Source organism: Pseudomonas sp. 6D_7.1_Bac1, from assembly GCF_025465945.1.
GTDB lineage: Bacteria > Pseudomonadota > Gammaproteobacteria > Pseudomonadales > Pseudomonadaceae > Aquipseudomonas.
In genome coordinates this window covers 1-26,873 of the sequence record NZ_JANLNW010000001.1, presented here as the reverse complement: position 1 = coordinate 26,873, position 26,873 = coordinate 1, and the positions used below count along the sequence as shown (strand labels likewise).

Here is a 26,873-nt window from a genome sequence, read left to right as displayed (position 1 = left end):
TATGTACCTGATCAACGGCCAACGGTATGACACGCTCACACCTGAAGCGGCCCTCGACACGCTGCTGCCAGGATTGGCACAACAACTGGAGCATCCGCCGAGCAGCGAAAGGGTTCTGGAATGCGCAGACCTTTTCGCACAGCAACTGCGGACCCATCACCACCACCTTGAACTTGATGAAGGGCAACGCCAGGCGCTCATCGCGTTCTGCCAACGGAGCACGCTGAGCGCAAAACTGGAGCGTGAGTTGGGCGTACAGCCGCGTTCGTTGCGGCGTATTGCCTACGATCAACAGCCTTTTGAAAACTGGCACCCGTTAGGACTCGTGGTGCATATCACGCCGGCCAACGCTCCGTTGCTGGGATTTTGCGCGGCACTGGAAAGCCTGCTGGTGGGCAACATCAACTGGTTGCGCCCAAGCTCCAGTGACGATGGGCTGAGTGCACAGTTACTGGCAGCGTTCCTCGATTGCGACCCTGGCGGGTTGCTGACCAACTGCATCGCCGTGCTACCGGTAGACATTGCTCACATCGGTCTTCTGTGCGCTCACGCCGATGGGGTCAGCGCGTGGGGTGGCGAAGCTGCGCTCAGCGCCATCCGCCAGCAGATTCCCAGCGGCTGTCGCTGGATCGAGTGGGGACACAAAATCAGTTTTGCCTACCTGTCCCCTGAAGCGGTGTCGCCCTCGGCACTGGATGCCTTGGTCGATGAAGTTTGCCGACTGGACCAACAAGCGTGCTCCAGCCCGCAGTGGCTCCTGGTGGACAGTGATGACCCGCAAACGCTGCACGCCATCGGCGAACAACTCGCTGACGCATTCGAACGCCGCGCCGACCGCTGGCCAGCGTTACCCCCCACGCCTCGGGAAGCCTCGGAGATCACCACCCGGATAGCCTTCGCACAACTCGATCAGAGCTTTGCCAATCAGACCGGACGCGTCTGGTCCGGTGAGGGATGGCGGGTCATTTGGGAGCACCATCTCCTACTCGCGCCTTCACCGTTGTTTCGTACCCTGTTGTTACGGCCAATGCCACAGGCGTTGATCGCCGAGTCGTTGCTGCCATGGCGGGCCTTTCTGCAAAGTTGTGCACTGATCAGCACACCCAGGCAAACGCCAGGTCTGGTCAGGACACTGCTGAGCGCCGGCGTCCATCGAATCGCACCGCCCGAGCTGATCCACGAGGGCTACGCGGGCGAACCCCATGACGGCGTTTACGCCCTGTCACGCCTGACCCGCAGGACCTCGGTCACCTTGCCACCGCAGGTGTTGGCCAACCGCGCAACACTGGACTCGCCCCCTGGCGAGCCTGCACGACTGAACACCTGCGCGGTGATGAGCAAGGCAGATTTCATCGCGCAACCTTTAGCGCCCGAAGCCCGGCTGTTTTTTCGCTCGGGTGGCACCAGCGGAGTTCCGGCCCTGGCCGGCTTCAGCTACCCAGACTTTAACCGGCAAATGCGCGCTGCGGCTGACGGCATGTTCGCCATGGGGCTGACCCCGGGCCAGGATCGCGTGATGAACCTGTTCTACGGCGGCAACCTGTATGGCGGACTGTTCAGTTTCTCCAGGATTCTCGAACAAATGGGCGTCACACACTTCCCCATGGGCGGGCCCAACGACGACGACTTCAGTGAAATAGCCCAACTGATTGTGAGCCAGCGTATCAACACCCTGATAGGCATGCCCAGCACGTTGCAGCGCCTGTTTTTCAGCGAGCAGGATCGCCTGAAAACCTATGGCGGGGTCAATAAGGTCTTCATGGGCGGCGAGCATCTCGGCGCTACCAGCCGACAGCTGATGGAGCGTTGCGGGGTCTCGACGATTCGTTCTGCTATCTACGGCTCTGTCGACGCAGGCCCGCTCGGTCATGGGTGTCCGGCGACGGCAGACGGCGTATTTCACCTGATGAGCGACACCCAATGGCTCGAAATCGTCAACGTTGAGCACGACGTTCCCGTCGAACCCGGCGAAGTTGGTCGCTTGCTCTTTACCTCGCGGGCACGCGAAGGTCAGACAATCAACCGTTACGAGGTCGGGGACTGCGGGCGTTGGGTGCCGGGCGCCTGCCCGTGCGGCCTGGACACACCTCGATTTGAATTGCTGGGACGACACGGCCGACTGCTGCGTATCGCTTCGGATTTTGTCTCGACCCGCGATCTGGAAGAAAAAGCCGTCACTCAACTACAGCTTGTTCTGGATCACAACGCGAATGGAAGCGAGCGCTTACTGGTGCGCGCGGAACACGATCCACACACCCTGCGCCAACGTTTGCTGGAGATCCCCGTTATTTCATCGGCCGTGAATGGTTGTCTGCTGGAACTTGTTGTTCAGCGGTGCTCTCCACACCTGTTCGAACGCAATCAGCACAGTGGAAAAACTCCACTGCTCATTGATTTGCGAAGTAACTTCCCGGCGAACTGGTGCCGAAATTAAATCCACATTCATAAACTATCAAGAGCACAAGCCAATGAATAAGAGTTATTCATTTGAAGAGCTGCTGTCGCACTCGAGAAAGCACTCTCGCTATTACAAAACACACTTCAAGCATCTGCCAGAACGCCACTGCACGATCGACAACTTACCGCTGACTGTCGCCTCGGATTATTGGAATGGCAGCAACAACTTGAATACCTGGTCAGTACTGACAGGTAAAACCGAAAACGCCCTGATCTATAAAACCGGTGGCTCAACCGGCCAGGAAAAACTGGTGGCGTACACACGCGCTGAATGGCAGAACATGGTGACTCAATTCGGTCACTCCCTGTCGGGACAACTCTGCGACGGTGACCGGGTTGCCAATCTGTTCTTTGCCGGTGACCTTTATGCCAGTTTTCTGTTCATCCATGACTCACTGGCCCACGTAACCTGCGCCATCTGTGAGTTTCCATTTGCCGGCGAAGTCGATGGCGCAACGCTGGCGGCGGCCATTACCGAACAGCAGATCAATGTCCTCGCCGGCGTGCCGGCACAACTCCTGCAATTTGCCGCTTATCTGGCCGAGCAACACCACGTCCTGCCACAGGTAACGACCGTGCTCTACGGTGGCGAGAGTCTGTTTGCCGCTCAATGGTCGATGCTGCTAGAGGTCTTTCCCAATGCACGCGTCGCATCCATTGGCTACGCCTGTGTCGACGCCGGCCTCGTAGGCGCCAGCACCCGAGATTGTGAGCTAGGTGAGCATCGAGTGTTCGATGAACAGACCGTGGTGGAAATTATCGATGAACACACCCATGAGGTCATCGAAGAATGTAACCGTCCAGGTCTATTGATCATCACCAACCTGACTCGCACGTTGATGCCGCTGCTGCGTTATCCGGTGGGTGATCGAGCCTGTTGGCGCGAGCCAAGCGCAGCCCCACGGCGCAAATTCGCCTTGTTGGGGCGTAGTGAGCAAAGTCACCGTATCCGCATCGGTGTGATGTCGCTATTCCAGGAAGAAATCGGCGAAATCCTTCAGCGCCTGGCCGATTGCTGGCAATGGCAGTTAGTGCTCGAAAGCGTCGGGATCAAGGATCGAATCAGCGTGATGTGGGTCCCGGAGCAAGGCGCAAGCTCAGTCAACGCCTCGACCCAGGCTATTTACGCGGCGCTGCTCGCTCAGTACCCGGACATCCGTCAAATGATCGGCAATGATCAGCTTGAATGTGTGGTCAGTCCCTGCACAGTCAGCACATTGCAACTGCATCCGCGCTCCGGAAAACAGCGGCGGATCGTTGACCTGCGTGTCTATAGCACCCCCAAGCGACAACCCACCCCATGAGCAGAGTAAGACTTCGACGCTTCAAGCCAGCGGACTCTGCAGCGGTCAGTGCGTTGTTTCGTCAGGTGTACGGGGAGAATTATGTACAACCCGACGTCTATCTGCCGTCGATGATTGACCAGCACAATGCCGACAACCAATGGTACTCAATGCTCGCCGTGGACAATGAACACATTGTGGGCCACGCGGCGCTGTGTCGAGACACGCACTGCCGGGATCACGCAGAACTTGCCTTGAGCCTTGTGCACCCGGCAGCCCGGGGAAAAGGCATCGCCAGCCGACTGGGCCGTGAATTGCTGCGCCGTGCCAGCCGACTCGGACTCAAGAGCGTCTCGATCAAGCAGGTCACCGATCATCCCTACACCCAAAAGATGGCGCAAAGTCTCGGGTTCACAAGCATCGGGCTGCTTCCCGACTATGTTCCGTCACCCTTTGGTGGGCCCTACGAGGAAAGCGTTGTCCTTGGCTATCAACTGGTCAAAGGGCATGCGCGTCCGTTACCGCAACTGGAATGGCCGCAGGCTTATTCACACTTCATGGGGCAACTGTCTGCTTCATTCGGCACCCGACATGACTCGCCGTCGAAACGGGCTTATCCCATTCAGATAAGCCAACATCATGAGCGTGTGGAAGTCGTTCTTTACCAGTTGGACGACAGCATACTGCTTCAACTCGGGCAGTTACCCAGACACTGGATGATCTCGATCAAGCTTGAGCTGTCGCGGCATTTTCCACGAAACATGCACAGGCTCTGCGCCATCAACTTCGCATTTACCGGCCTGATGCCTGCACCCGGGGCATCCGGCTGGTACGCGTTGTTCCACCGTGGCGCAAGACAGCGCCCCGTCAGCTTTTACTGCCCGCACATGCAGCAGCTGCATGACGGATTACTACGCCGGCCGCCGAGTCGGCTACAACACACTCAATTGCCTGAACTTCTGCGCACTAGCCCGTTACCCGGCTGAGCACAGAGCTGCACCAGCCAATCGACAAACACCCGTACCCGCAGAGACAACTGGCGGTGCGGGGGATAGAGCGCCGTCAGGGGCAACCCTGGCGGCGGAAAATGTTCCAATACCTCGCACAAACTGCCCTCACGCAACTGCCGAACGACGTGGTAATACGGCATTTGGACCAGACCGTAACCCGCTTCACAGGAGGCCAGGTAACCATCGGCGCTGTTGACCGCAACCTTTTTGGGCAAATCCACCAGACGCACGAGCCCATCGATTTCAAACTCCAGACCGAAACGCCTGCCGGTGGTGCTGGAGAAATACTCGACCATCTGGTGCCCCGCCAGGTCTTCCAGGCCACGCGGTGTGCCTTGGCGTTGCAGATATTCAGGACTGGCACAGGTGACCTGATCGAGCATCGCCAGCGGTCGCGCCACCAACGACTCATCCAGAAACGAACCACCCCGCAGCACACAATCGACGCCCTCGCGAATCAGGTCGACCGGACGATCGTTCAAGCCGATTTCCAATTCGATCAGCGGGTAACGACGGGTGAATTCCGGCAAGGCCGGGATCACCAGCAAACGGCCGATGCCAGCGGGCATGTCGATGCGCAAAAGCCCACGCGGGTTTTGCCGGGAGGTGGAAAACGCCGCCTCTGCTTCATCCAGATCAGCCAGAAGTCGAACACATCGCTGGTAATACGCTGCACCATCGGCCGTTGGACTGACGTGCCGCGTGGTGCGCTGCAACAGCTGTACGCCCAGATGCGCCTCAAGCTGCTTGATCAGGATAGTCACCGAAGCCCGGGGCATTTGCAGGCTGTCAGCAGCCTTGGCAAAGCCTTCCAGCTCGACGATGCGCGTGAACACACGCATGGCACTAAAACGGTCCATTGCTCTCGGCTACCCGATGATTATTTAGAAATTACAAACAGTGATAGTGCTTTTAGCCGGTTTATCTTGTTTTTGTCGAGCGCAACAATGGGTCCACACTGAAAAGGAGCGACAGCATGCGCACTCGTCAACTGGGCAAAAACGGCCCTCAGGTTTCTGCGATCGGTCTGGGCTGCATGGGCATGACCGACTTCTACACCACCGGCGTTGATACCTCTGAGGCACTGGCGACATTGCATCGCGCGATGGAGTTGGGCATCAACCTGCTCGACACCGCCGACATGTACGGCCCGCACACCAACGAAGAGCTGATTGGCAAAGCCATTGTCGGCAAGCGCGATCAGGTGTTTCTGGCCAGTAAATTCGGGATCGTGCGTGATCCGGCCAACCCCACCGCACGCGGGGTCAACGGCCGGCCCGACTACATCCGTGCCGCCATCGACGGCACACTGAAACGTTTGGGCGTGGACACCCTGGACTTGTATTACCAGCACCGCGTCGATCCGGACGTGGCCATCGAAGAGACCGTGGGTGCCATGGCCGAGCTGGTCCAGGCCGGTAAGGTGCGCTACCTCGGCTTGAGCGAGGCATCGGCGAACACCCTTGAACGAGCGCACAAGGTTCACCCGATCAGCGCACTGCAAAGTGAGTACTCGCTGTGGAGTCGCGATCAGGAGCACAACGATTGCCTGGCCACCTGTCAGCGTCTGGGGATTGCCTTTGTGCCGTATAGCCCACTCGGTCGAGGCTTTTTGACCGGTGCGCTGAAAAGTCCCGATGATTTTGCGGCGGACGATTACCGGCGCTTCAGCCCGCGCTTTCAGGGCGAAAACTTCAACAGGAATTTGCAGTTGGTCCAGCAAGTGCAAACGCTGGCGGCGGACAAGGGTGTGACGGCCGGGCAACTGGCGTTGGCCTGGGTATTGGCGCAAGGCGATTACCTGATCCCTATTCCGGGCACCAAGCAACGCAAGTACCTGGAGGAGAACGTCGCGGCGCTGGAGGTTGTGTTAAGCCCGCAAGACCTGTCGGCGCTGGAAGCGATTTTTCCGGATGACGCGGTGGTCGGGGCGCGCTACCCGCAAACGGTCATGCAGATGCTTGATCGATAACACCGGCATCGCATAGGTATTTACACAACTTTGAAATACGGTGAAGGACTATGTCCGTAGCAGCTGTCGAGCCTGCGTTCGGCCGCGCAGCGGTCGGCGCCGCGTTCTTTCCGGCAAACCGTGTACCCAGGATTTGCGAGGACTTCGTCCTCGAACGCAGCCTCGCAGGCTCGGCAGCTGCTACAAGAGCTGGAAGAGCAAGATGTGTAGATACTTATGACCAGCATCGGCAGGCCCGTTCATGTCGTTGCTGACGGGCCTGTCGCGCTTGAGGGTCAGGCTTTGCCGTTGACACCCTTGGTGTTCGGAACGGCGGTGCCATTGCCCATGCCATAGGTCTTGAGGTTCTGCAGGACGTAAATCGCCTTCTTGTACTCAGGAATCAGGTGATTGGCGTACTTGTTACCTTTGAGGTTGTTGTTCTGAATGTTATCCAGCTGCGTGGCGAAGTACTCCAGCGCATTGAATTTTTCATCCGGGTTCTTCTGCACCCCAAAACGATCGAACTTGTCGCCGGCGTTGAGCAGCGTCAGGGCCGTCACATCGCTGATCAATCCCCGATCCCGCAAAAAAGCGCTGACGTTTCCGAGCTGTTTGACCGTGACTGTCTCGGGATCGAATCCCTTGAAATTCTTGTAGAGCCTCTGCTCGTTCATTTTCGCGGTGTTCAGCGCCAATGGATCGTTGCCCACCAATGCGAGCATCTGCTTGACCTTGACGCTCTGCGGCACGGGCTTACTGCTCCCGCCCTCGCGAACCAGTACTCCGGCCTTGCTGGTCCACCCACCGACATAACCGATTGTCATGAGTGTGCCCCTGTGTGCAGACGTCCTTGTAAGGCGAGCATAAAAAAGTCCTTATTCAACCGATGGAATTGCGCGCAAGTATCAATGTGCCAGCGTCCCTCCAGCTACAAATATTTCAGCTTTTTACAATTCTTGTACATTTCAGATACAAATCATAAAACCCCTGATTTCATTGACTTGTAACCATTGTTTAACAATCAGACCATCACTGAATTCGGTTTGAAAGCATCCAAAAAACCACGTCGTCAGCCCGGATTGGAAGCACAAATGTCCCGCGCCCGTGACTAACCGGTCGTCCGTAAAAGACCTGTTTTGGGACCATAGTACTAAAGACCGCCTGCCGCAGGCCGATAGCTGCTAAACGCCGTACTAAATCAACAAGAGCGCCGCACAAGGACAGGTTCAATGCCCGCATTCCGTACCATTCAAGCCCGTTACACGCTGTTTCTGGTGCTGTTCATCCTATTGTTGTTCGCGTTGACGGTAGTGGGCATCAGCCAGTTGGTCGCGCCGAAACTTCGGCACACAGAAGAACAGGTGGCCCTGAACCGCATTGCCGAAGTGGCCGAACAGATCCAGGGCGAACTGAACAAGGTTCAGGCGCAACAACGCAGCATCACCCAGACCATCCCCCTGCTCGACAGCGCAGCTATCGACACCGTACTGCCGGGGCTGGTGGACCAGTACGGTGAACTGAAGGTGTTCGGTGGTGGAATCTGGCCACTGCCGGGCCAGCGCGAAGCCGGACGCAACAAATTCAGCACCTTCTGGCACCGGGATGCGTCGGGCAAGCTGGCCGTCAACACCTTCTGGAACAGCGACGCGGCGCCCAACTACTACGACCAGTCCTGGTACAAGGGCGGCATGCAGACGCCTCGCGGCCAATGCGCCTGGGCCGCCGCCTATAAGGACGACGCCAGTGCCGAGCCGCGCACCAACTGTGCCATGGCGATAGCACGCAATGGCGTGCCGTACGGGGTCGCGACCATTGACGTCACCCTGGGGTTCTTCAATGACCTGGTGGCGCGCAAGGAAAAAGACCTGGGCGCCGAAATGCTGATCGTCGAGGCCGACGGCAAGATCATCAGCAACAGCTCACGCATCAATGGCCCGATTGTTCTGAAAAACATCAGTGAGCTGGCAGGCAACTCGCCGTTTGCCGCGCAGATCAAAACTGCGCTTGAGCGCCGTGACGCTTCGCTGCAACGCGTCGAGTTCGACAATCAAGGCGTAGCGAGCACCTTCTTCATGCGTCCGATCGAAGGCACGCCGTGGTTCCTCGCCACCGCCCTGCCGACCACACTGATCACCGCGCAACGCGACGATGTCTTGAGCACCTTGTGCCTGTTGCAGATCCCGATGGTCGTGCTGCTGGTGCTGCTGCAAATCTATGCGATCCGCCAACTGATCCAGCGCATGAAAGCCTTGAAAGCCAACATTGACGCACTGTCCACCGGCGACGCCGACCTGACCCGACGCATCACCATTCGCGCGGAGGATGAACTGGGCGCAATCGGCCACTCGGTCAACACCTTCATCGCCTACCTGCAAAACATGATCGGTGAAGTCACCCAGGCCACGGGCGCCATGGCTTCAAGCCTGGAAAAACTGCAACAGACCTCGGCGCACACCAACCAGATCCTGCAGCGTCATGCCTCGGAAACCGACCAGACCGTCACCGCCATCACCGAGATGAGTTCGACCGCCGACAGCGTCGCCGAGAACGCCGCTGAAACGGCCGCATTTACTCAACGCGCCAATGAACACGCCGACCGTTCGCGGGTGGTCGTGGGTGAAGCGTCCAACAGTGTGGTTGCGCTGATCGACGAAGTGGCCAGCGCCACCCACAAAGTCGAAAGCATGCAGCAGGACGCCCAGCGCATCACCGAAATCCTTGGGGTGATCGGCGCTATCGCCGGGCAAACCAACCTGCTGGCACTCAACGCAGCGATTGAAGCCGCGCGAGCCGGTGAACAAGGCCGAGGCTTTGCAGTGGTCGCCGATGAAGTGCGCGCCCTCGCCGCTCGTACACAGGCCAGCACCTCGGAGATCAACGAGATGCTCACCCGCCTGACCCAGGGCGTCAGCTCTTCGGTGGCGGCGATGGAAAACACCCAGGCCAGCTGTCAGTCCGCCGCCGATGCGACGGCGCGAGTCAACGCCGGGCTGGACGAAATGGCCGGCTCGGTCAGCCACATCAACAGCCTCAGCACCCAGATCGCCACCGCCGCCGAGCAACAGAGCGCGGTGACCGAAGAGATCAACCGCAGCATGGTGCAGATCCGCCACATGGTTGAAGAGCTGGTGCAAAGCGGTCACGCCACCGACCTCAATACTCGCCAGTTGCTCGACGCCAATAGCCGGGTCAGTTCGATCATGGGGCGCTTCAAGGTCAAATGAGCCCGCAAATGATGCCCACGTGTTTGGCGTGGGCATTAACTTCAGGACCTGCCTCCAAGGGATGTCTATGTATAACTTTGAAACATAAGTGCCCTTTTTCATCGGGAAAAATGGTCAAAATGCGCTGCGTGAAATGATCAACGAGAGATACCCGATGAAAACCACACTTCGCCTGGCAGCCCTTGGCGCCCTGCTCATCAGCTCCCTGGCCCAGGCGGCCGAGCTGATTCCGATCGATGTACACCGCGATGCCAATTGCGGTTGCTGCAAAGCGTGGATCGCGCACCTGCAAGCCAACGGCTTCAAGGTCAATGACCACGTCGAAACCAACATGAGTGAAGTCAAACAGCGCCTCGGTGTCGCCCCGCGTCTGGCGTCCTGCCATACCGGCGTGATCAACGGAAAATTCGTCGAAGGCCATGTTCCGGCCGAACAGGTGCTGGCGCTGGCCAAGCGTTCCGATCTGCTGGGCATGGCTGTACCGGGCATGCCGTCCGGCTCGCCGGGCATGGAAATGGGCGATAGGGTTGACCCGTATCAAGTGATCGGCCTGACCAGAAATGGCACAGATGAAGTGATCGCCGACTACCCGGCCCGGTAATGCTCGTAGGTTACCTCGGGCTGTTCTTCGCGGCGTTTGGCGCCGCGACGCTGTTGCCGTTGCAGTCCGAAGCCGTGCTGGTGGGGTTGTTGCTCAACGGCCAGTATTGGCTGTGGCTGCTGCTCGCCGTCGCCACGGTCGGCAATGTGTTGGGTTCGCTGGTGAACTGGTGGCTGGGCCGCGGTATCGAGCGTTTCAAGGCGCGCCGCTGGTTTCCGGTCAGCCCTGAACATCTGGAAAAAGCCCGCGTGCGTTATCAGCGCTACGGTCACTGGTCCTTGTTGCTCAGCTGGGTGCCGATCATCGGCGACCCGCTGACCCTGGTGGCCGGCATGATGCGCGAGCCAATGGGGCGTTTTCTGCTGATCGTGACCTTGGCCAAGAGTGCACGTTATGGTGTGCTAGCGCTGGCGACACTCGGCTGGATGCCTTGAGCCTTTGCGGCCGCCCACTGTTAATGTCGCCCTAATCACGACGTTCCAGCATCGGCCGATTCGCAACGGAGTTCACCTATGCCCAGCTCACCTCATCTTTGGTTGTCCGGCCTGTTCCTGACGGTCGCGATTCCGGTCCTGGCCCACGCCGAAGGTCCCGCCTATGGGCCGGAACTGCAAGGCTTCGACTATCCCTACACCGTTAAGCATTTTGCCTTCGAGTCCCAGGGTAAAACCCTGCAAATGGGTTATATGGACGTCGCCGCCAGTGGCAAGGCCAACGGCCACAGCGTGGTGCTGATGCATGGCAAGAACTTCTGCGGCGCGACCTGGGACAGTTCGATCAAGGCCTTGAGCGACGCAGGTTACCGAGTGATCGCCCCGGATCAGATCGGTTTCTGCACCTCCAGCAAGCCGGACAACTATCAATACAGTTTCCAGCAACTGGCGAGCAATACCCACGCCCTGCTGGTCAAGCTCGGCATTCAGAAGACCAGCCTGCTGGGCCACTCCACCGGCGGGATGCTCGCCACCCGTTACGCACTGCAATACCCCGGGCAAGTCGAACAACTGGCGCTGGTCAATCCCATCGGCCTGGAAGACTGGAAAGCCCTCGGCGTGCCTTATCGCACGGTCGATCAATGGTATGAGCGCGAGCTCAAACTGTCCGCCGACGGCATTCGCAACTATGAACGCAGCACCTATTACGCCGGCCGCTGGAAACCCGAGTTCGACCGTTGGGTGGATATGCTCGCGGGCTTGAACAAGGGCCCGGGTCATACACAGGTGGCGTGGAACTCGGCACTGATCTACGACATGATCTTCACGCAACCGGTGTTCTACGAGTTCAAGGACCTGAAAATGCCGACCCTGCTATTGATCGGTACGTCCGACACCACCGCCATCGGCAGCGACATTGCGTCGCCCGCGGTCAAGGCAAAAATCGGTCATTACGACGTATTGGGCAAACAGGTTGCGCAACTGATTCCACAGTCGACACTGATCGAGTTTCCCGGCCTCGGTCACGCCCCACAAATGGAAGAGCCCGCCCTCTTTCACCAAGCGTTACTTGGCTGGCTGGCCAAGACCACGTCGACCCTTTGAAGAGGCAATAGCACACCGCAAATCCCGTAGCAGCTGCCGAAGGCTGCGTTCGGCCGCGCAGTGGTCTTAAATGCTGACGACGCGGTGAGCCTGAAGCACCGCAGGGCATGGTTTCACGACCGCTTCGCGGCCGAACGCAGGCTGCGCCATCTGCTACAGGATCGGCGGTGTCTTCTTCTGCAAACCATTCGCACCAACATGGTGCGGATGACTCTTTGCCGTGCCCTACCCTCTGGCAACCCTCTCCCTCTTTTCGTGCCAAACCTGCGAAAAAACTGCAACTCATCGGTGCAACGCTCCTTCACAAGCCCCGGAAATCGCGACCTCAGAACCGATTGTCGAACAATTTCAAAACGTCACATACCGCGCTCTATGTTCTGTCCTAGACTCCATTTCGTGACTGGAGACCGGCCGGTCATTTTGTGGGGGAAAAAACTCGAAACTTTCTGCCGAAGCGACGGGTCAGGTTAAAGGTGGGCCGCAGCGACTGGTGCAATCCTTGCAACAACCACTACAGCCTTTGAGCTTCAGCGCATCGACCAGCGTTTGCTGTTCCTTGCGTAGCGCTTTTGCGCCCGGCCACAGGAAGTGGCTGCTTGTATCACCGGTGAGAAACAGATCAATAAAACGGGAGAACCACATGAACAGTGCCGCTTTAGAAATCCAGGGAGAGCATTCTCACCAACACATCGGCGAACCGACCTCGATGTCGGTTCTTGCCCCGGGTGCGAAAACGGTACTGCCCGCTCCACGTCAGAATCCGAATAAAAAGAAAGTGTTGTTTGTGACCTCGGAAATCGCCGATCTGGTGAAAACCGGTGGCCTGGGCGACGTCTCCGCCGCATTGCCGCGAGCCATGGCCCATTTGCACGATATTCGGGTATTGATCCCCGGTTATCCGCAGGTGCTGCACAGCGAAAACCCGATCCACATCATCGGCGAGCTGGGCGGTCACGCCGCCTTGCCACCCTGCAAGATCGGCCGCATGGACATGCCGGACGGGCTGGTGATCTACGTCTTGATCTGCCCCGAGCTGTACGAGCGTGAAGGTTCGCCCTACGGCGCCAACAATGGCCGCGACTGGCCAGACAACCACATCCGTTTTGCCCGCCTGGGCCTGGCCGCCGCCGACATCGCCGCCAACCTGGCACAGATTCACTGGTGCCCGGATCTGGTGCACGCCCACGACTGGCCCGCCGGCCTCGCCCCGGCCTATATGCACTGGCGTGGCCAGCGCACACCGACCCTGTTCACCATTCATAACCTCGCTTACCAAGGCGTGGTGAGCCTGGCGTCCTGCCCTGAACTGGGCATTCCCGAACATGCCCTGCAACAGGAAGGCATGGAGTTCTACGGCAAGCTGTCGTTCCTCAAGGCAGGCATGGCCTATTCGAGCCATATCACCACCGTCAGCGCCACCTACGCCCAGGAAATCACCACCCCGGCCTTCGGCTGCGGTCTCGACGGTTTCCTCGCCAGCAAGACCCAACAAGGTTTGCTCAGTGGCATCCCGAACGGCATCGACGAAAGTTGGGACGCTGCCACCGATCCCCACCTGTTTTGCCCGTTCAGCATCGGCGACTGGGACGGCAAAGCGGTGAATGCCGCCCACGTGCGTGAGATGTTCGGTTTGAAAGACTCCAAGGGCCCGCTCTTCGCCGTGGTATCGCGACTGGTCTACCAAAAAGGCCTGGACCTGACCGAAGCCGTGTCGGAGTTCATCGTCTCTTCGGGCGGGCAAATCGCGATCATCGGCCGTGGCGAGCCGGAAGAAGAGCAAGCCATGCGTGCCCTGGCCCTGCGTTTTCCGGGACAGATCGGTGTGCACATCGGGTTTAACGAAACCGATGCGCGGCGGATGTTCGCCGGCAGTGATTTTCTGTTGATGCCCTCACGCTATGAGCCCTGCGGCTTGAGCCAGATGTATGCCCAGCGTTTCGGCTCGTTGCCGGTGGCCCGCAATACTGGCGGGCTGGCTGACACCATCGAAAATGGCGTCACCGGTTTTCTCTTCGATGAATCCACCGTTGCCAGTTACGAGGAAGCCTTGCGCCGGGCGTTCAAGGTGTTCGCCTTCCCGGCGCTGTTGAACGCCATGCGCTGCAGGGCCATGGCCGCGCCGTTCAACTGGTGCAAAGCGGTCGAACCCTACGCAGAGCTCTACGAACAACTTGTCGCGAAGACATTGGGTAAGTCGGTCCAGCAATGAGAGGGATTCTTGAATGCCGTTTCGGACTCTGGAAACCTGGCCTCACGGCGCCGTTATGCTGGATGCCGAGCACACCCGTTTCGCCCTGTGGGCGCCAGACGCGTTTTATGTGAGTGTCGAACTCGAAGACGGGCAATCGCTGCCGATGCTGCCCCAGGCGGACGGATGGTTCGTGATCACGACCCATTGCCCGGCCGGCAGCCGCTATCGCTACAGCATCGATGGCGAGCGGGACGTGCCGGACCCGGCTTCCCGAGCCCAGGCCGGCGGTCTGGAGTCTCCGAGCGTGGTGATCGACCCGCACGCTTACCGTTGGCAGCACCTCCTCTGGCAAGGCCGGCCCTGGCATGAAGCGGTGATCTACGAACTGCATGTTGGCTTGCTGGGCGGTTTTGCCGAGGTCGAAAAACACCTGCCGCGGCTAGCCAAACTGGGCATAACGGCCATCGAGCTGATGCCCCTGGCGCAGTTTCCCGGTGAGCGCAATTGGGGTTATGACGGCGTGCTGCCCTACGCGCCGCAGTCTTCATACGGCACGCCTGAAGCGCTCAAGCATCTGATCGATACCGCCCATGGCCTGGGTCTGGCGGTGATCATCGACGTGGTTTACAACCACTTCGGCCCGGACGGCAATTACCTGCATCACTACGCCAAGGGCTTTTTCCGCGAAGACCTGCACACGCCCTGGGGCGCGGCCATTGATTTCCGACGTCGCGAGGTGCGCGACTTCTTTATCGACAACGCGTTGATGTGGCTGCTGGAGTACCGTTTCGACGGTTTGCGCCTGGATGCGGTGCACGCCATCGAAGATCCGGATTTCCTTCAGGAACTGGCGACGCGGGTACACCAGTACATCGATCCGCCACGCCATGTCTGGCTCACCGTGGAAAACGAGCACAACCAGGCCAGCCTGCTGGAACAGGGCTTCGATGCACAGTGGAACGACGATGGGCACAATGCACTGCACGTGCTGCTGACCGGAGAAACCGACGCCTATTACGCCGACTTCGCCGAGCATCCCACCGAACAATTGGCCCGGTGCCTGAGCCAGGGCTTCGCCTATCAGGGTCATACCAATCGCCACGGACAGGCCCGAGGCGAACCCAGCGGGCATTTGCCGCCCAGCGCCTTCGTGCTGTTTCTACAGAACCACGACCAGATCGGTAACCGTGCCTTTGGCGAGCGCCTGCACCAGTTGACCTCACCGCAGGCGCTGCACGCGGCGACAGTACTTTTGTTGTTGTCACCGATGATCCCGTTGCTGTTCATGGGCGACGAATACGCCGCTGAAGAACCCTTTCTGTTTTTCACCAGCCACCACGTTGAGCTGGCGCAGTGGGTGCGTGAAGGTCGACGCAACGAGTTTGCGGCCTTCAGCGCCTTCGCCGATCCGCACGCGCGCGCGCAGATTCCCGATCCGAACGCTTTGCCCACCTTCAAGGCTTCGCGCCCGACACTGACGTCATCCGGTTCGATAGCGCAGCAAGCAACCCTGGCGCTCTATCAACAGCTGCTGCTGATCCGTCATCGAGAAATCATCCCGCGCCTGCCTGGCGCTCACGCCCTGGGTGCCACGGTACTGGCAACAGGCGCGGTGAGTGCGCGTTGGCACATGGGCGATGGCAGCCTGCTGTGCATCGACCTGAACCTCAGTGCGCAGCCTGTGCCCCATTCGCCACTCCCCCACGCTCGACGGCTGTTCGACTGCCCACAACAGTCCTTCGACCACCTGCAACAAGGCACCCTCGCCCCCTACTGCGCGCTTGTCAGCCTCACGGCAGCGGCACCCTTGCGACCCCCATTGGAGAGCGCCCATGAGTGATGCCCAACTGGAAATTCTCGCCAGCCGAGCAGGCCTGGCAGTCGACTGGATCGACGCCAATGGCCGACCGCAAAAAGTCGCTGCGACCGCATTGCGAGCAGTCCTCGCCGGGCTCGGTCATCCGGCCGGTAGCGCTCGGGAAATCGACGCCAGCCTGCAAGAATTGCATCAGAACCAACAGCAAAAACACCTGCCGCCCTTGATGACCGTCGACGTGGGTGCCGGGCTCGAGCTTGCGCATTATTTTGCCCCTGAAACACCCTGTGAGATTCACCTGGAAGACGGCGCGACCCTCAGCCTGAAACTCGATGGCGACGCGGTTCTGCCAGGATTGATCCCGGTGGGCTATCAGGAAGTCAGCATCGCCGGCCAACATTTCACGCTGGCGGTGGCCCCCTTGCGGTGCCATAGCGTGGCCGCCGCCGTTGGCAACCAGACACCCAGGGCCTGGGGCCTGAGCGTGCAACTGTATTCATTACGGCGCCCCGGCGACGGAGGCTTTGGCGACATGCAGGCGCTGGAAAACCTCGCCCGCGTTGCCGGTGAACGCGGCGCCGACGCGCTAGCGATCAGCCCGCTGCACGCGATGTTCAGCAACGACACGCAACGCTACAGTCCCTACTCACCTTCCAGCCGTTTGTTTCTCAACAGTCTGTACGCCTCCCCAGGGGAAATTCTCGGCGAGCGCGCCTTGCGCCTGGCCATCGACGCCACCGAACTGGCTGACGAACTCAAGCGACTCGAAGCCCAACCGCTGATTGACTGGCCAGCCGCGGCCAAGGCCAAGCAGCAATTGTTGCAAGCGCTGTATGAGGGGTTTTCCCGGGGCGATCATCCCTTGCACGCGGACTTCAGCAGCTTTCGCCACTGCGGTGGCGAAGCCCTGGAAAACCATTGCCGTTTCGAGGCCCTGCAGGAAGCCTGCGCCGCCCGTGGCGAAAGCCTCGACTGGCGCCAGTGGCCTGCGCACTGGCGTAACCCGCGCAGTGCCGAACTGGCGGTATTTGCCGAGCAAAACGCTGGGCGCATCGGTTTTTACGCCTTTTGCCAATGGTTGATCGCCCGCAGCTTGCAACGCGCGCAAACCGTTGCACGCAGTTGTGGTATGGGCATCGGTTTGATTGCGGACCTGGCCGTCGGTGCGGATGGCGGTGGCAGCCAGGCCTGGAGTCGTCAGGACGAATTGCTCGCGGCCCTCACCGTTGGCGCACCACCGGACATTCTCAACCGCGCGGGTCAAGGCTGGGGGATCTCTGCGTTTTCTCCCGAAGGGCTGATACGTAACGGTTTTCGTGCGTTCATCGAGATGCTGCGGGCCAACTTTGCCCATGCGGGCGGTCTGCGAATCGACCATGTCATGGGCCTGCAACGGCTGTGGGTGATCCCCCTCGGCGCGCCACCGAGTGACGGCGCCTACCTGTATTACCCGGTGGACGACCTGTTGCGTTTATTGACCCTGGAATCCCATCGACATCAAGCCATCGTACTCGGCGAAGACCTCGGCACCGTGCCCGATGGCCTGCGCGACAAACTGATCGCCCGCTCGATCCTTGGCATGCGCGTGCTGCTGTTCGAGCAGGACCATGGCGCGCACTTCAAGCCGATTCTCGATTGGCCGGACAACGCGCTGGCCACCACCAGCACCCATGACCTGCCGACGCTCAATGGTTGGTGGCATTGCCGCGACATTGAGTGGAATGCCCGGCTGGGGCTGGTCGACAGCGACGGTGAACAGCACTGGCGCGAACACCGCCAGCGTGAACGCGAAGGCTTGCGTCGGGCCTTGAGTCAGGACCCGCAAAATTTCCGTGAGGAAACCCACGAGACCGACCAGGTGCTCGACGCCAGCGTGCGCTTCCTTGGCCATACCCGCGCGCCATTGGTGTTGCTGCCGCTGGAAGATGCGCTGGGTATCGATGAGCAGGCCAACCTTCCCGGCACCCTCGACAGCCACCCGAACTGGCGTCGGCGCTTGTCCGATAAGAGCGAAGTGCTGCTGGATGACGCGGATGCCGCACGACGCCTGGAATTGCTTGCCTGCGCGCGCCTTCAGGCGGCCGAGCGTGATCAATGAACGAGGCGCAAGACCCGAGCGTACGAGCGACGTTGCGCGTGCAATTTCATCATCGCTTCACGCTGGATGACGCCGTGCCGCTGGTGCCGTACTTCGCCACGCTAGGGATCAGCCACCTCTATGCCTCGCCACTGCTGAACGCACGGGCCGGGTCGATGCACGGCTACGACGTGGTCGACCCGACCCGGGTCAATCCCGAGCTGGGTGGCGAGGCCGCGTTGCGTCGGCTGGTCAGCGCGCTGCGTGCACAGAACATGGGGTTGATTCTGGACATCGTGTCCAACCACATGGCCGTGGGTGGCGCCGACAATCCGTGGTGGCTGGACTTGCTGGAATGGGGGCGGCTGAGCCCCTACGGTGAGTTTTTCGACATTCAATGGCACTCGCCAGACCCGCTGCTCGAAGGTCAGCTGTTACTGCCGTTCCTGGGCAGCGACTACGGCATCGCCCTACAGGATGGCACGCTCGCGCTGCGCTTTGATCCGGGACAGGGCAGTTTCCATGTCGAGCACTATGCGCACCGCTTCCCGATCTGCCCCGCCGATTATGCTGAACTGCTCAAGCCTGACGACTCGCTCGACGTCGAATACGCGCAGCAACTCAAAACATTGGCCGATCAATTCACCACCCTGCACTACCAGACCGATGCCCATTCCCTTGCGCGTCCCTTGCAGCAGGCGCTGACAACACTGGCGACTGATCCGCCGATCCGGCGCTGCATCGAGCACAACCTCAGCCTCCACGACTCACGCCAGCCCGAAGGTTTCACCCGGCTGCACGACCTGCTCGAACGCCAGAGTTATCGCCTGGCCAGTTGGCGCACGGCGGCCGACGACATCAACTGGCGGCGCTTCTTCGACGTCAATGAACTCGCGGGGTTGCGGGTCGAACGTCCGGCCGTGTTCGAAGCCATCCACGCTAAAATTTTCGAGCTGATTGCCAACGGTCTGGTGGATGGTTTGCGTGTAGACCACATCGACGGACTCGCCGACCCGCGTGGTTACTGCCGTAAACTCAGGCGCCGGGTGAAGGCGTTGTCGCCCTCGCGGCACGTGCCGATCTATGTCGAAAAAATCCTCGGCGAAGGTGAAACCCTGCGCCACGACTGGCAAGTCGATGGCAGCACCGGCTATGAGTTCATGAATCAAGTGTCGTTGCTGCAACACGACCCACAAGGTGCGCAAGTGCTTGGTGAGCTGTGGAGCCGGCACACCGAGCGGCCCGCCGCGTTCATCGAGGAAGCACAACTGGCGCGGCAACAGATTCTCAACGGTTCGCTGGCCGGCGACTTCGAAAGTGTCGCGCAGGCCTTGCTGCAAGTGGCCCGCGATGACCTGATGAGCCGGGATCTGACCCTCGGTGCGATTCGTCGGGCCTTGCAGGAGCTGATCGTGCATTTCCCGGTGTACCGAACCTACATCAGCCCACGAGGACGTTCAGCGCAAGACGAAGTGTTTTTTCAGCATGCCATGACGGGCGCCCGCCAGACCTTGAGCGAAACCGACTGGCCGGTGCTCGACTACCTGGCGCACTGGCTCGGCGGGCAGCCTTGGCGCGCCCGCCCGGTGGGCCGTCAACGCAAGATCCTCAAGCACGCCTGCGTACGCTTTCAGCAGTTGACCTCGCCGACCGCCGCCAAAGCCGTGGAAGACACCGCGTTCTATCGCTCAGGCGTGCTGTTGTCGCGTAACGATGTCGGCTTCAATACCGAACAGTTCAGCGCCCCCCTCGCCGACTTCCACGCTGCTTGCAGCCAACGTCTCGCGAAGTTTCCGGACACTCTGCTGAACACCGCCACCCATGATCACAAACGCGGCGAAGACAGCCGGACACGTTTGGCCCTGCTCAGCGAACGCAGTGCCTGGTATGCCGAACAGGTCGAAGACTGGCGGGCACAGGCCAGCGTCCTGCGCGACGATCCGTCGATGCCCTCGGCTGCCGATGAACTGATTCTGTACCAGACCTTGCTCGCCAGTTGGCCGCTGACGCTTCGTTGCGATGCCCCCCCTTCGCTGACGGCCTACACCGAACGCCTGTGGCAGTGGCAGCAAAAAGCCCTGCGCGAAGCCAAACTCCAGAGCAGCTGGAATGCACCGAATGAGGTCTACGAACAGGCCACTCGGGCATTTCTCGAACGCCTGCTGCTCAGCCCCGAGGGCTTGCCATTACGCAGTGCCATCGCCAGCGCTGTGCAGGCCATTGCTTGCGGCGGCGCGCTCAATGGATTGGCGCAAACCTTGCTGCGTATGACGGTGCCCGGGGTTGCGGACCTGTATCAGGGCAACGAGTTTTGGGACTTCAGCCTGGTGGATCCGGACAATCGGCGAGCGGTTGATTTCACCATCCGCCAGCAAGCATTGAAAACCCCGGTGGACACTGAGCAGTTGCTGCACAACTGGCGCGACGGGCACATCAAACAGGCGCTGATTGCTCGCACGTTGGCGGTACGCGCGCAATATCCGCAGCTGTTTCGGCGGGGTCGTTATCAAGCGTTGCAGGTGGTGGGCAGCGAAGCTGAACGGGTGTTGGCTTTCGCCCGTGAACTCAACGGCCAACGGGCGATTGTGCTGGTACCGGTGCGGGTCGCGCCGCTGCTGGCAAGCAGTGCCACACCCCAGGTGCCTGCCCCGCGCTGGGGCGACACCCGGGTCAAACTACCGTTCACCGCCTCTGGCGAAAAGCTGACGGGCCTTTTTTCAACAGGCCCAGTTATACACCACAAGGAGCTGCTGATCAGCGCCGCGCTGGGGGACTTCCCGGTTAATCTGTTTATCCAGACTTGAGTTCAACTCAGGAGCCTTGCAATGAGTACCGATGACAAACGCATTCGTGAATTTGCCTATCAGATCTGGGAGTCCGAGGGGAAACCCGAAGGCCAGGAGGCCCGCCACTGGGAGATGGCGTGCAAGCTCGCCGAGGCCGAAGCCTTGGCCCCGACCAAGCCTGCCAAGGCCGCCAAAACCAACAGCGGCAAAACCGCAGCCAGCAAGCCCTCGGCGGTCAAGCCCAAAGCCAAACCCTCTGCAGCCGCTCACGCTGTGACGCCGCAGGGGGAAAAGCCTGCGTCCGCGAAAAAAACCCGAGCACCGCGCAAGCCGGCCAGTTGAGGGCGCCAGTGCTGATTGACCGCGTGGCGGGCAGGCTCGCCACTTCGAGGTGGCACGGCCCGGAAAAACACCTGGAGGAGCTGTTATGACCACGCCCAAGAAAACCGAGCCCGAACCTCACGCCGAGGCCTCGCGTATCCGTGAAGGCCTGCCCTTCCCGCTGGGTGCGACCTGGGATGGTCTGGGGGTCAACTTCGCGATATTTTCGGCTAACGCTACCAAGGTCGAACTGTGCCTGTTCGACGATGCCGGTGAAGTCGAACTTGAACGTATCGAGTTACCGGAATACACCGATGAAATCTTTCACGGCTATTTGCCGGACGCCCATCCGGGGCTGATCTACGGCTACCGGGTATATGGGCCTTACGACCCGCAGAACGGTCACCGCTTCAACCACCACAAATTGTTGATCGACCCCTACGCCAAGCAGTTGGTGGGGCAATTGAAGTGGTCCGAAGCCTTGTTTGGCTACACCATCGGCCACCCCGACGCCGACCTCAGTTTCGATGAGCGCGACAGTGCGCCCTTCGTGCCCAAGTGCAAGGTCATCGACCCTGCGCACACCTGGGGTCACGACCATCGGGTCAGCGTGCCGTGGGATCAAACGATCATTTACGAAACTCACGTACGCGGCATCAGCATGCGTCACCCATCCGTCCCGGAGGCGGTGCGTGGGACTTTCGCCGGGTTAATGGTCGATGACCTGCTGGAACACATCCGCAAACTCGGCGTGTCGTCGGTGGAGTTATTGCCGATTCACGCCTTCGTCAACGACCAGCACCTGCTGCACAAGGGCATGACCAATTACTGGGGCTACAACAGTATTGCGTTCTTCGCCCCCGATCCGCGTTACCTGGCCAGTGGCAAGATCGCCGAGTTCAAGGAAATGGTTGCGCACCTGCACGAAGCCAACCTTGAAGTGATTCTCGACGTGGTCTACAACCACACCGCCGAGGGCAATGAGCAAGGCCCGACCCTGTCGATGCGCGGCATCGACAATGTTTCCTACTACCGCGTGATGCCGGACGACAAGCGCTTCTATATCAACGATTCCGGCACTGGCAACACGCTGGACCTGAGCCACCCCTGCGTACTGCAAATGGTCACTGATTCGCTGCGTTATTGGGCCTCGGAAATGCATGTCGACGGTTTCCGCTTTGACCTGGCGACCATCCTCGGGCGTTACCACGACGGTTTCGATGAGCGTCACAGCTTCCTCGTCGCCTGCCGCCAGGACCCGATTCTGCGTCAGGTGAAAATGATCGCCGAGCCCTGGGACATTGGCCCCGGCGGCTATCAGGTCGGCGGCTTTCCGCCGGGCTGGGTCGAGTGGAACGACCGTTTCCGCGACACCGTACGCGCGTTCTGGAAAGGTGATGACGGCCAGCTCGCCGACTTTGCCGGGCGCATGACCGCCTCTGCCGAGATGTTCAACCAGCGCGGTCGCCGGCCCTACGCCTCAATGAACTTCGTCACCGCCCATGACGGTTTCACCTTGAATGACCTGGTCTCCTATAACGACAAACACAACGAAGCCAACGACGAAAACAATCAGGACGGCAGTAATCACAACCTGTCCTGGAATCACGGCGTTGAAGGTCCCACCGACGACCCCGAGATCAATGCGCTGCGCCAGCGGCAGATGCGTAATTTCTTCGCCACCCTGCTGCTGGCCCAAGGCACACCGATGCTGGTGGCCGGCGACGAATTTGCCCGAACCCAGCACGGCAACAACAACGCCTACTGTCAGGACAGTGAAATTGGCTGGGTCAACTGGGACCTGAGCGAAGACGGCAAAGCCTTGCTCAAGTTCGTCAAACGGTTGATCAAACTGCGCCTGACCTATCCGATTCTGCGTCGTGGGCGCTTTCTGGTGGGCAATTACAACGAGGACATTGGCGTCAAGGACGTCACCTGGCTGGCACCGGACGGCAGCGAAATGTCTACCGAACAATGGCACGACAGCCACGGCCGGTGCCTGGGCATGTTGCTCGATGGTCGCGCCCAGGAAACCGGAATTCGCCGCAAAGGCGCTGACGCCACCTTGCTGCTGGTGGTCAACGCTCACCACGACATCGTCAACTTTCTGCTGCCAGAAGTACCTGACGGCGGTTTCTGGACCTGCATGATCGACACCAACCAGCCCTCGATTCGGGGCCAGGAACGGTTCGAGTTCAGTCACGAATATTCCGTGACCGGACGCTCATTGCTGTTGTTCGAGTTGCAACACGAGGACGAAGACTGAGACGACACTTTATCGCCGCCGGCAGCGATCGCCGGTGCTTGAATCAGCTACATGAAGAAAAAAACACTCGCTGAGGAGGTGACAGGGGCGACGAATGGTGTTGTATGAGCAATACTCTGCACGCAGCAATCCAGGGTTTGGAGCGCTGTGCCCTGCGATCATCTGGCCGCAAGGGGTCTGCGCCGGCGTGTTCAGCCAGCCGCAATACGTGTGACGGCAAACCAGAACAAGGACGTATCGCCATGAAATCCACTACCCTCGTCGACAGTAGTTTGCCTGCGCAGATCTGGAACACTGCCCGGCAACTGGATAACGTTCCAGTCATCAGCACCTCTACCCTGATCCCCGCCGGCGCTCGCGCTGTGGTGATTGCGCCGCATCCTGGCGATGAAGTGGTGACCTGTGGCGGCCTGCTGCAGTTGTTCGCCAACCTCGGCCATCCCTTGCAATTGATCTCGGTTACCGACGGTAGCGCCAGTCATCCGGGCTCAAACCTGTGGTCAGAGAAACGCCTGAGCGTGTTTCGCCCTCAGGAAAGCGTCGAAGCCCTGCGCCGCCTCGGTTTGCCCATGCATAGCCTGAAATGGATCCGCGGCGGTTTTACCGATAACGGGCTGGCCGAGCGTGAACTGCAGTTGACGCAATTCATCGCGCGCTACCTGCGGCCGGGCGATGTGGTGTTCACTACCTGGAGTGAGGACGGCATCATCGACCATAACACCGTGGGTCGAGCCGCCGCAAAAGCAGCGCTCATGGTCGGCGCGAGTTTCAATGAAGTGCCGTTCTGGGCCTGGCATTGGCCCGCACGCGATCAGGGGTTGATTCCCTGGCACCGCGCTCGCAAGGTTCGCCTCGACACCTGGACCGTCGCGCGCAAATGCCACGCCACCCATGCGTACGCCAGCCAGCTGGACGGTGAACCGGAGATCGGCATCGCGCCGAAGCTGCCCAGGGTTATCCTGGCGCGGATGCGCCAACCCTATGAAGTCATTTTTGTGTGATCCTCAAAGGCGTGATGCATTGGCCTTGGCCAATACTCTGAACTGCTGGCCAATGCATCAGTCGCATAGATAACCCGCCCGATTCAGTGGAGTGAACGTGAGTCCCGATTCAGACCGGCACGCCGCCGATCCAGCCTCGATGAGTCCACCACCGGCCATTCATCGTCTCAGGGTTCTGACCGTCAATACCCACAAGGGCTTCACGGCCCTCAATCGGCGTTTCATTCTTCCGGAACTGCGTGAAGCCGTGCGCAGTACCTGCGCCGATCTGGTGTTTTTGCAGGAAGTGCTCGGCGAACATGATCGCCATGCCTCACGCCATAACAATTGGCCACAGTCCTCGCAATACGAATTTCTCGCCGACAGCATGTGGAGCGACTTCGCCTACGGCCGCAACGCGGTGTATCCCGACGGCCATCACGGCAATGCGCTGCTGTCCAAATACCCGATCCGTCACTATCGCAACCTCGATGTTTCCATCACCGGGCCCGAGCGCCGTGGGCTGCTGCACTGCGTGCTCGATGTACCGGGGCACGCCGAAGTACACGCGATCTGTGTCCACCTGAGCCTGTTGGAAAGCCATCGCCAATTGCAGCTGGCCCTGCTCTGTCAGCTGATCGAGTCATTGCCCGACGATGCCCCGGTGATCATCGCCGGCGACTTCAATGACTGGCAACTTCAAGGCAACGCCACGCTCGCGCAACGCGACGATCTGCACGAAGCCTTCGAGCTCCATCACGGACGCCCGGCCAAGACCTATCCGGCGCGCTTTCCACTGCTGCGACTGGACCGCATCTACCTGCGCAACGCCAGCAGTCACGAACCGAAGATTCTAGGGAACAAGCCGTGGACCCACCTCTCCGACCATCTGCCGCTGGCGGTTGAAGTGCATTTCTAAGACCTTCCGGACGTGGAAAAAAACTCTAATTTGACGTCAAAATATGATTCTCCAGATAAACAACGACTTAGATAATTGCCAATAATCAGTCAGTTGCAGAGCCTAATTTAACCATACCGCTCATCGTTCAATTTCTTGACGCGACGCCAGCAGTCTTCTTAGCTAAACCTTACTACCCCCGGAAATACCTCCTGGGGCAAGCCCCGGAAACCCGCTGCAGCGGGCCGACGGGTTTTGCCTCAATGAAATCGGTCGCCCCTCGTTCGGGGTAGGAGAGACGCCAAGTCGAGATACGGCATGCGATTGCCAGGTAGACCTCCATGAACACCTCCTTCATCCAACACGAGATCAAAATCACTCTGTACACCGTTTCCACTTCACTGCTGCTGTGCACATCCATGGAGATTCAGGCGTCCCCTACCGATGACCAGGCGATCCCCTGGTATCGGCAAGATGTCCCGGCGTTCAACCTGCCGACACCTGATACGAGTAACAGCATCCGTTTCATCCGCAATCCCGGTCTTGATAACCAGTTGCTGACAGTCGAGCAAGCCGCTCCTTCAGACTGGGATCGGGTTTACGGCCAACCTGCCAGGAACGCAGAACGCGATGCCCTCAACTCACAGTTTTCCGGCATGACCGGCGCCGAACTCAAAAGCCCGGCGTTGATTACCCTGCAAAACAACAGCGGCAGCACTCAGCGCGTGGGTCTCGTGGGCGGCATAAGCCAGTTCCAGAGCAATGGCAACGGCCTGTTGATCGGCCCTGCCATCGTCGATCCAAACAACACCCTTAACGTGCAAGGCCCCAACCTTGGCGCTTATTGGAGCCTGACCGCCGCCAACGGCTGGCACGTGGACTTGACCGCCAGCGGCGGTCGGGTCAATGGCTACAGCCTCAATGATCAGGGTCAGCGGCAAGTCGCTGAAGGCAACGCAATGACCCTTTCGGTGGAAGGTGGGTTCCCCATCGGTATCAGCGATAACTGGGTAATCGAACCCCAGGCAGAGTTGATCAACCAGCGTGTCACCCTGGACACCCCGTATGCCGGCAGCGGCAATGCCTCGTCCAGCGACTTGACGTCCTGGAGCGGCAGGGTCGGTGCAAGCTTGAAAGGGAGTTATGACATTAAGGGCCTGCCGATCGAACCCTATGTTCGTACCAACTTTTGGCACACGGTCAATACCAGCGACACCGTGACCCTCGGTCAGGTCGACAAGCTCAGCAGCAGCAGCCGAAACTCGTCCACGGTCGAACTGGGGCTGGGATTGGTGGCCAAAGTCACGCCCTCTGTCAGCCTGTATGTCAGCGGCGATTACAGCGCCGCTACCATTGCCAACGATTTGAATGGGTTGATGGGCAGTATTGGGGTGCGGATGCTCTGGTGACTCCCCCGAGCGTGGGGGGGGCGGGGGGGGGGGGCGGCCCCCACGGCGCCTAATTTGAACCC

The 26,873-nt window shown here is 59.7% G+C and carries 19 protein-coding genes; 17 read left to right on the top strand and 2 right to left on the bottom strand.

Features of this window, described 5'->3' with window-relative positions:
• Nucleotide 1 precedes the first annotated feature (1 nt).
• From NTD87_RS00095 to NTD87_RS00085, 3 genes are read left to right on the top strand one after another with little or no spacing between them, the layout of a single operon-like run.
• Entirely contained in the window at nt 2-2,434 is a 2,433-nt protein-coding gene (locus NTD87_RS00095) for an acyl-CoA reductase (RefSeq protein ID WP_262111031.1), read from the top strand.
• Nucleotides 2,435-2,468: 34 nt separating this feature from the next.
• The gene (locus NTD87_RS00090; RefSeq protein ID WP_262111030.1) at nt 2,469-3,761 is read left to right on the top strand and encodes a phenylacetate--CoA ligase family protein; all 1,293 of its coding nucleotides are present in this window, start codon (nt 2,469-2,471) and stop codon (nt 3,759-3,761) included.
• The gene (locus tag NTD87_RS00085) at nt 3,758-4,726 is read left to right on the top strand and encodes a GNAT family N-acetyltransferase (protein ID WP_262111029.1); all 969 of its coding nucleotides are present in this window, start codon (nt 3,758-3,760) and stop codon (nt 4,724-4,726) included. The genes NTD87_RS00090 and NTD87_RS00085 overlap by 4 nt, the downstream gene beginning before the upstream one ends.
• Here the strand turns inward: NTD87_RS00085 and NTD87_RS00080 are convergent.
• Nucleotides 4,684-5,610 carry a LysR family transcriptional regulator gene (locus NTD87_RS00080; RefSeq protein WP_262111028.1) on the bottom strand — a complete coding sequence of 309 codons (927 nt, stop codon included), beginning with the start codon at nt 5,608-5,610 and terminating at the stop codon, nt 4,684-4,686. The genes NTD87_RS00085 and NTD87_RS00080 overlap by 43 nt on opposite strands.
• 116 nt (nt 5,611-5,726) lie before the next feature.
• Between NTD87_RS00080 and NTD87_RS00075 the strand changes: the two genes are divergently transcribed.
• Nucleotides 5,727-6,722, top strand: coding sequence for an aldo/keto reductase (locus NTD87_RS00075; protein ID WP_262111026.1), 996 nt, complete (start codon nt 5,727-5,729; stop codon nt 6,720-6,722).
• Nucleotides 6,723-6,997: 275 nt separating this feature from the next.
• On the opposite strand, the gene NTD87_RS00070 is transcribed toward NTD87_RS00075, so the two are convergent.
• Nucleotides 6,998-7,528 carry a hypothetical protein gene (locus NTD87_RS00070; RefSeq protein ID WP_262111025.1) on the bottom strand — a complete coding sequence of 177 codons (531 nt, stop codon included), beginning with the start codon at nt 7,526-7,528 and terminating at the stop codon, nt 6,998-7,000.
• Between the two features lie 405 nt (nt 7,529-7,933).
• On the opposite strand from NTD87_RS00070, the gene NTD87_RS00065 reads away from it, so the two are divergent.
• From NTD87_RS00065 to NTD87_RS00005, 13 genes are all read left to right on the top strand, one after another.
• A complete protein-coding gene (locus NTD87_RS00065) occupies nt 7,934-9,928 on the top strand; it encodes a methyl-accepting chemotaxis protein (protein WP_262111024.1) in 1,995 nt (664 codons plus the stop codon).
• 154 nt (nt 9,929-10,082) lie between these two features.
• Nucleotides 10,083-10,529: a DUF411 domain-containing protein gene (locus NTD87_RS00060; protein WP_262111023.1), complete on the top strand. Its 447-nt coding sequence runs from the start codon at nt 10,083-10,085 to the stop codon at nt 10,527-10,529.
• Nucleotides 10,529-10,963 carry a YqaA family protein gene (locus NTD87_RS00055; protein WP_262111022.1) on the top strand — a complete coding sequence of 145 codons (435 nt, stop codon included), beginning with the start codon at nt 10,529-10,531 and terminating at the stop codon, nt 10,961-10,963. The genes NTD87_RS00060 and NTD87_RS00055 overlap by 1 nt, the downstream gene beginning before the upstream one ends.
• 78 nt (nt 10,964-11,041) lie before the next feature.
• Nucleotides 11,042-12,067 (top strand): alpha/beta fold hydrolase, encoded by a 1,026-nt coding sequence (locus NTD87_RS00050; RefSeq protein ID WP_262111021.1) that lies wholly within the window; start codon nt 11,042-11,044, stop codon nt 12,065-12,067.
• A gap of 640 nt (nt 12,068-12,707) precedes the next feature.
• Nucleotides 12,708-14,276, top strand: a complete 1,569-nt coding sequence (glgA, locus tag NTD87_RS00045; RefSeq protein ID WP_262111020.1) for a glycogen synthase GlgA — start codon at nt 12,708-12,710, stop codon at nt 14,274-14,276.
• 13 nt (nt 14,277-14,289) lie between these two features.
• The gene (gene treZ / locus NTD87_RS00040; RefSeq protein WP_262111019.1) at nt 14,290-16,098 is read left to right on the top strand and encodes a malto-oligosyltrehalose trehalohydrolase; all 1,809 of its coding nucleotides are present in this window, start codon (nt 14,290-14,292) and stop codon (nt 16,096-16,098) included.
• Complete coding sequence (gene malQ / locus NTD87_RS00035) at nt 16,091-18,172, top strand: 4-alpha-glucanotransferase (protein WP_262111017.1); 2,082 nt, start codon at nt 16,091-16,093, stop codon at nt 18,170-18,172. Before treZ ends, malQ begins: the two co-directional genes overlap by 8 nt.
• The gene (locus tag NTD87_RS00030) at nt 18,169-20,955 is read left to right on the top strand and encodes a malto-oligosyltrehalose synthase (RefSeq protein ID WP_262111014.1); all 2,787 of its coding nucleotides are present in this window, start codon (nt 18,169-18,171) and stop codon (nt 20,953-20,955) included. Before malQ ends, NTD87_RS00030 begins: the two co-directional genes overlap by 4 nt.
• Before the next feature lie 21 nt (nt 20,956-20,976).
• Entirely contained in the window at nt 20,977-21,279 is a 303-nt protein-coding gene (locus tag NTD87_RS00025; protein ID WP_262111013.1) for a DUF2934 domain-containing protein, read from the top strand.
• An 85-nt stretch (nt 21,280-21,364) separates the two neighbouring features.
• The gene (gene glgX / locus NTD87_RS00020; protein ID WP_262111012.1) at nt 21,365-23,524 is read left to right on the top strand and encodes a glycogen debranching protein GlgX; all 2,160 of its coding nucleotides are present in this window, start codon (nt 21,365-21,367) and stop codon (nt 23,522-23,524) included.
• Nucleotides 23,525-23,766: 242 nt separating this feature from the next.
• Nucleotides 23,767-24,525 carry a PIG-L deacetylase family protein gene (locus tag NTD87_RS00015; protein WP_262111010.1) on the top strand — a complete coding sequence of 253 codons (759 nt, stop codon included), beginning with the start codon at nt 23,767-23,769 and terminating at the stop codon, nt 24,523-24,525.
• A gap of 97 nt (nt 24,526-24,622) precedes the next feature.
• On the top strand, nt 24,623-25,423 hold the full coding sequence (locus NTD87_RS00010; RefSeq protein ID WP_410017443.1) for an endonuclease/exonuclease/phosphatase family protein: 801 nt from the start codon (nt 24,623-24,625) through the stop codon (nt 25,421-25,423).
• A gap of 320 nt (nt 25,424-25,743) precedes the next feature.
• Nucleotides 25,744-26,811 carry an autotransporter outer membrane beta-barrel domain-containing protein gene (locus tag NTD87_RS00005; protein ID WP_262111009.1) on the top strand — a complete coding sequence of 356 codons (1,068 nt, stop codon included), beginning with the start codon at nt 25,744-25,746 and terminating at the stop codon, nt 26,809-26,811.
• The last annotated feature ends 62 nt before the right edge of the window (nt 26,812-26,873 follow it).

Bases quoted from the DNA above. Each gene is read 5' to 3' on its own strand.
- NTD87_RS00095 (WP_262111031.1), top strand. From the start codon at position 2: ATGTACCTGATCAACGGCCAACGGTATGACACGCTCACACCTGAAGCG.
- NTD87_RS00090 (WP_262111030.1), top strand. From the start codon at position 2,469: ATGAATAAGAGTTATTCATTTGAAGAGCTGCTGTCGCACTCGAGAAAG.
- NTD87_RS00085 (WP_262111029.1), top strand. From the start codon at position 3,758: ATGAGCAGAGTAAGACTTCGACGCTTCAAGCCAGCGGACTCTGCAGCG.
- NTD87_RS00080 (WP_262111028.1), bottom strand. From the start codon at position 5,610: ATGGACCGTTTTAGTGCCATGCGTGTGTTCACGCGCATCGTCGAGCTG.
- NTD87_RS00075 (WP_262111026.1), top strand. From the start codon at position 5,727: ATGCGCACTCGTCAACTGGGCAAAAACGGCCCTCAGGTTTCTGCGATC.
- NTD87_RS00070 (WP_262111025.1), bottom strand. From the start codon at position 7,528: ATGACAATCGGTTATGTCGGTGGGTGGACCAGCAAGGCCGGAGTACTG.
- NTD87_RS00065 (WP_262111024.1), top strand. From the start codon at position 7,934: ATGCCCGCATTCCGTACCATTCAAGCCCGTTACACGCTGTTTCTGGTG.
- NTD87_RS00060 (WP_262111023.1), top strand. From the start codon at position 10,083: ATGAAAACCACACTTCGCCTGGCAGCCCTTGGCGCCCTGCTCATCAGC.
- NTD87_RS00055 (WP_262111022.1), top strand. From the start codon at position 10,529: ATGCTCGTAGGTTACCTCGGGCTGTTCTTCGCGGCGTTTGGCGCCGCG.
- NTD87_RS00050 (WP_262111021.1), top strand. From the start codon at position 11,042: ATGCCCAGCTCACCTCATCTTTGGTTGTCCGGCCTGTTCCTGACGGTC.
- glgA (WP_262111020.1), top strand. From the start codon at position 12,708: ATGAACAGTGCCGCTTTAGAAATCCAGGGAGAGCATTCTCACCAACAC.
- treZ (WP_262111019.1), top strand. From the start codon at position 14,290: ATGCCGTTTCGGACTCTGGAAACCTGGCCTCACGGCGCCGTTATGCTG.
- malQ (WP_262111017.1), top strand. From the start codon at position 16,091: ATGAGTGATGCCCAACTGGAAATTCTCGCCAGCCGAGCAGGCCTGGCA.
- NTD87_RS00030 (WP_262111014.1), top strand. From the start codon at position 18,169: ATGAACGAGGCGCAAGACCCGAGCGTACGAGCGACGTTGCGCGTGCAA.
- NTD87_RS00025 (WP_262111013.1), top strand. From the start codon at position 20,977: ATGAGTACCGATGACAAACGCATTCGTGAATTTGCCTATCAGATCTGG.
- glgX (WP_262111012.1), top strand. From the start codon at position 21,365: ATGACCACGCCCAAGAAAACCGAGCCCGAACCTCACGCCGAGGCCTCG.
- NTD87_RS00015 (WP_262111010.1), top strand. From the start codon at position 23,767: ATGAAATCCACTACCCTCGTCGACAGTAGTTTGCCTGCGCAGATCTGG.
- NTD87_RS00005 (WP_262111009.1), top strand. From the start codon at position 25,744: ATGAACACCTCCTTCATCCAACACGAGATCAAAATCACTCTGTACACC.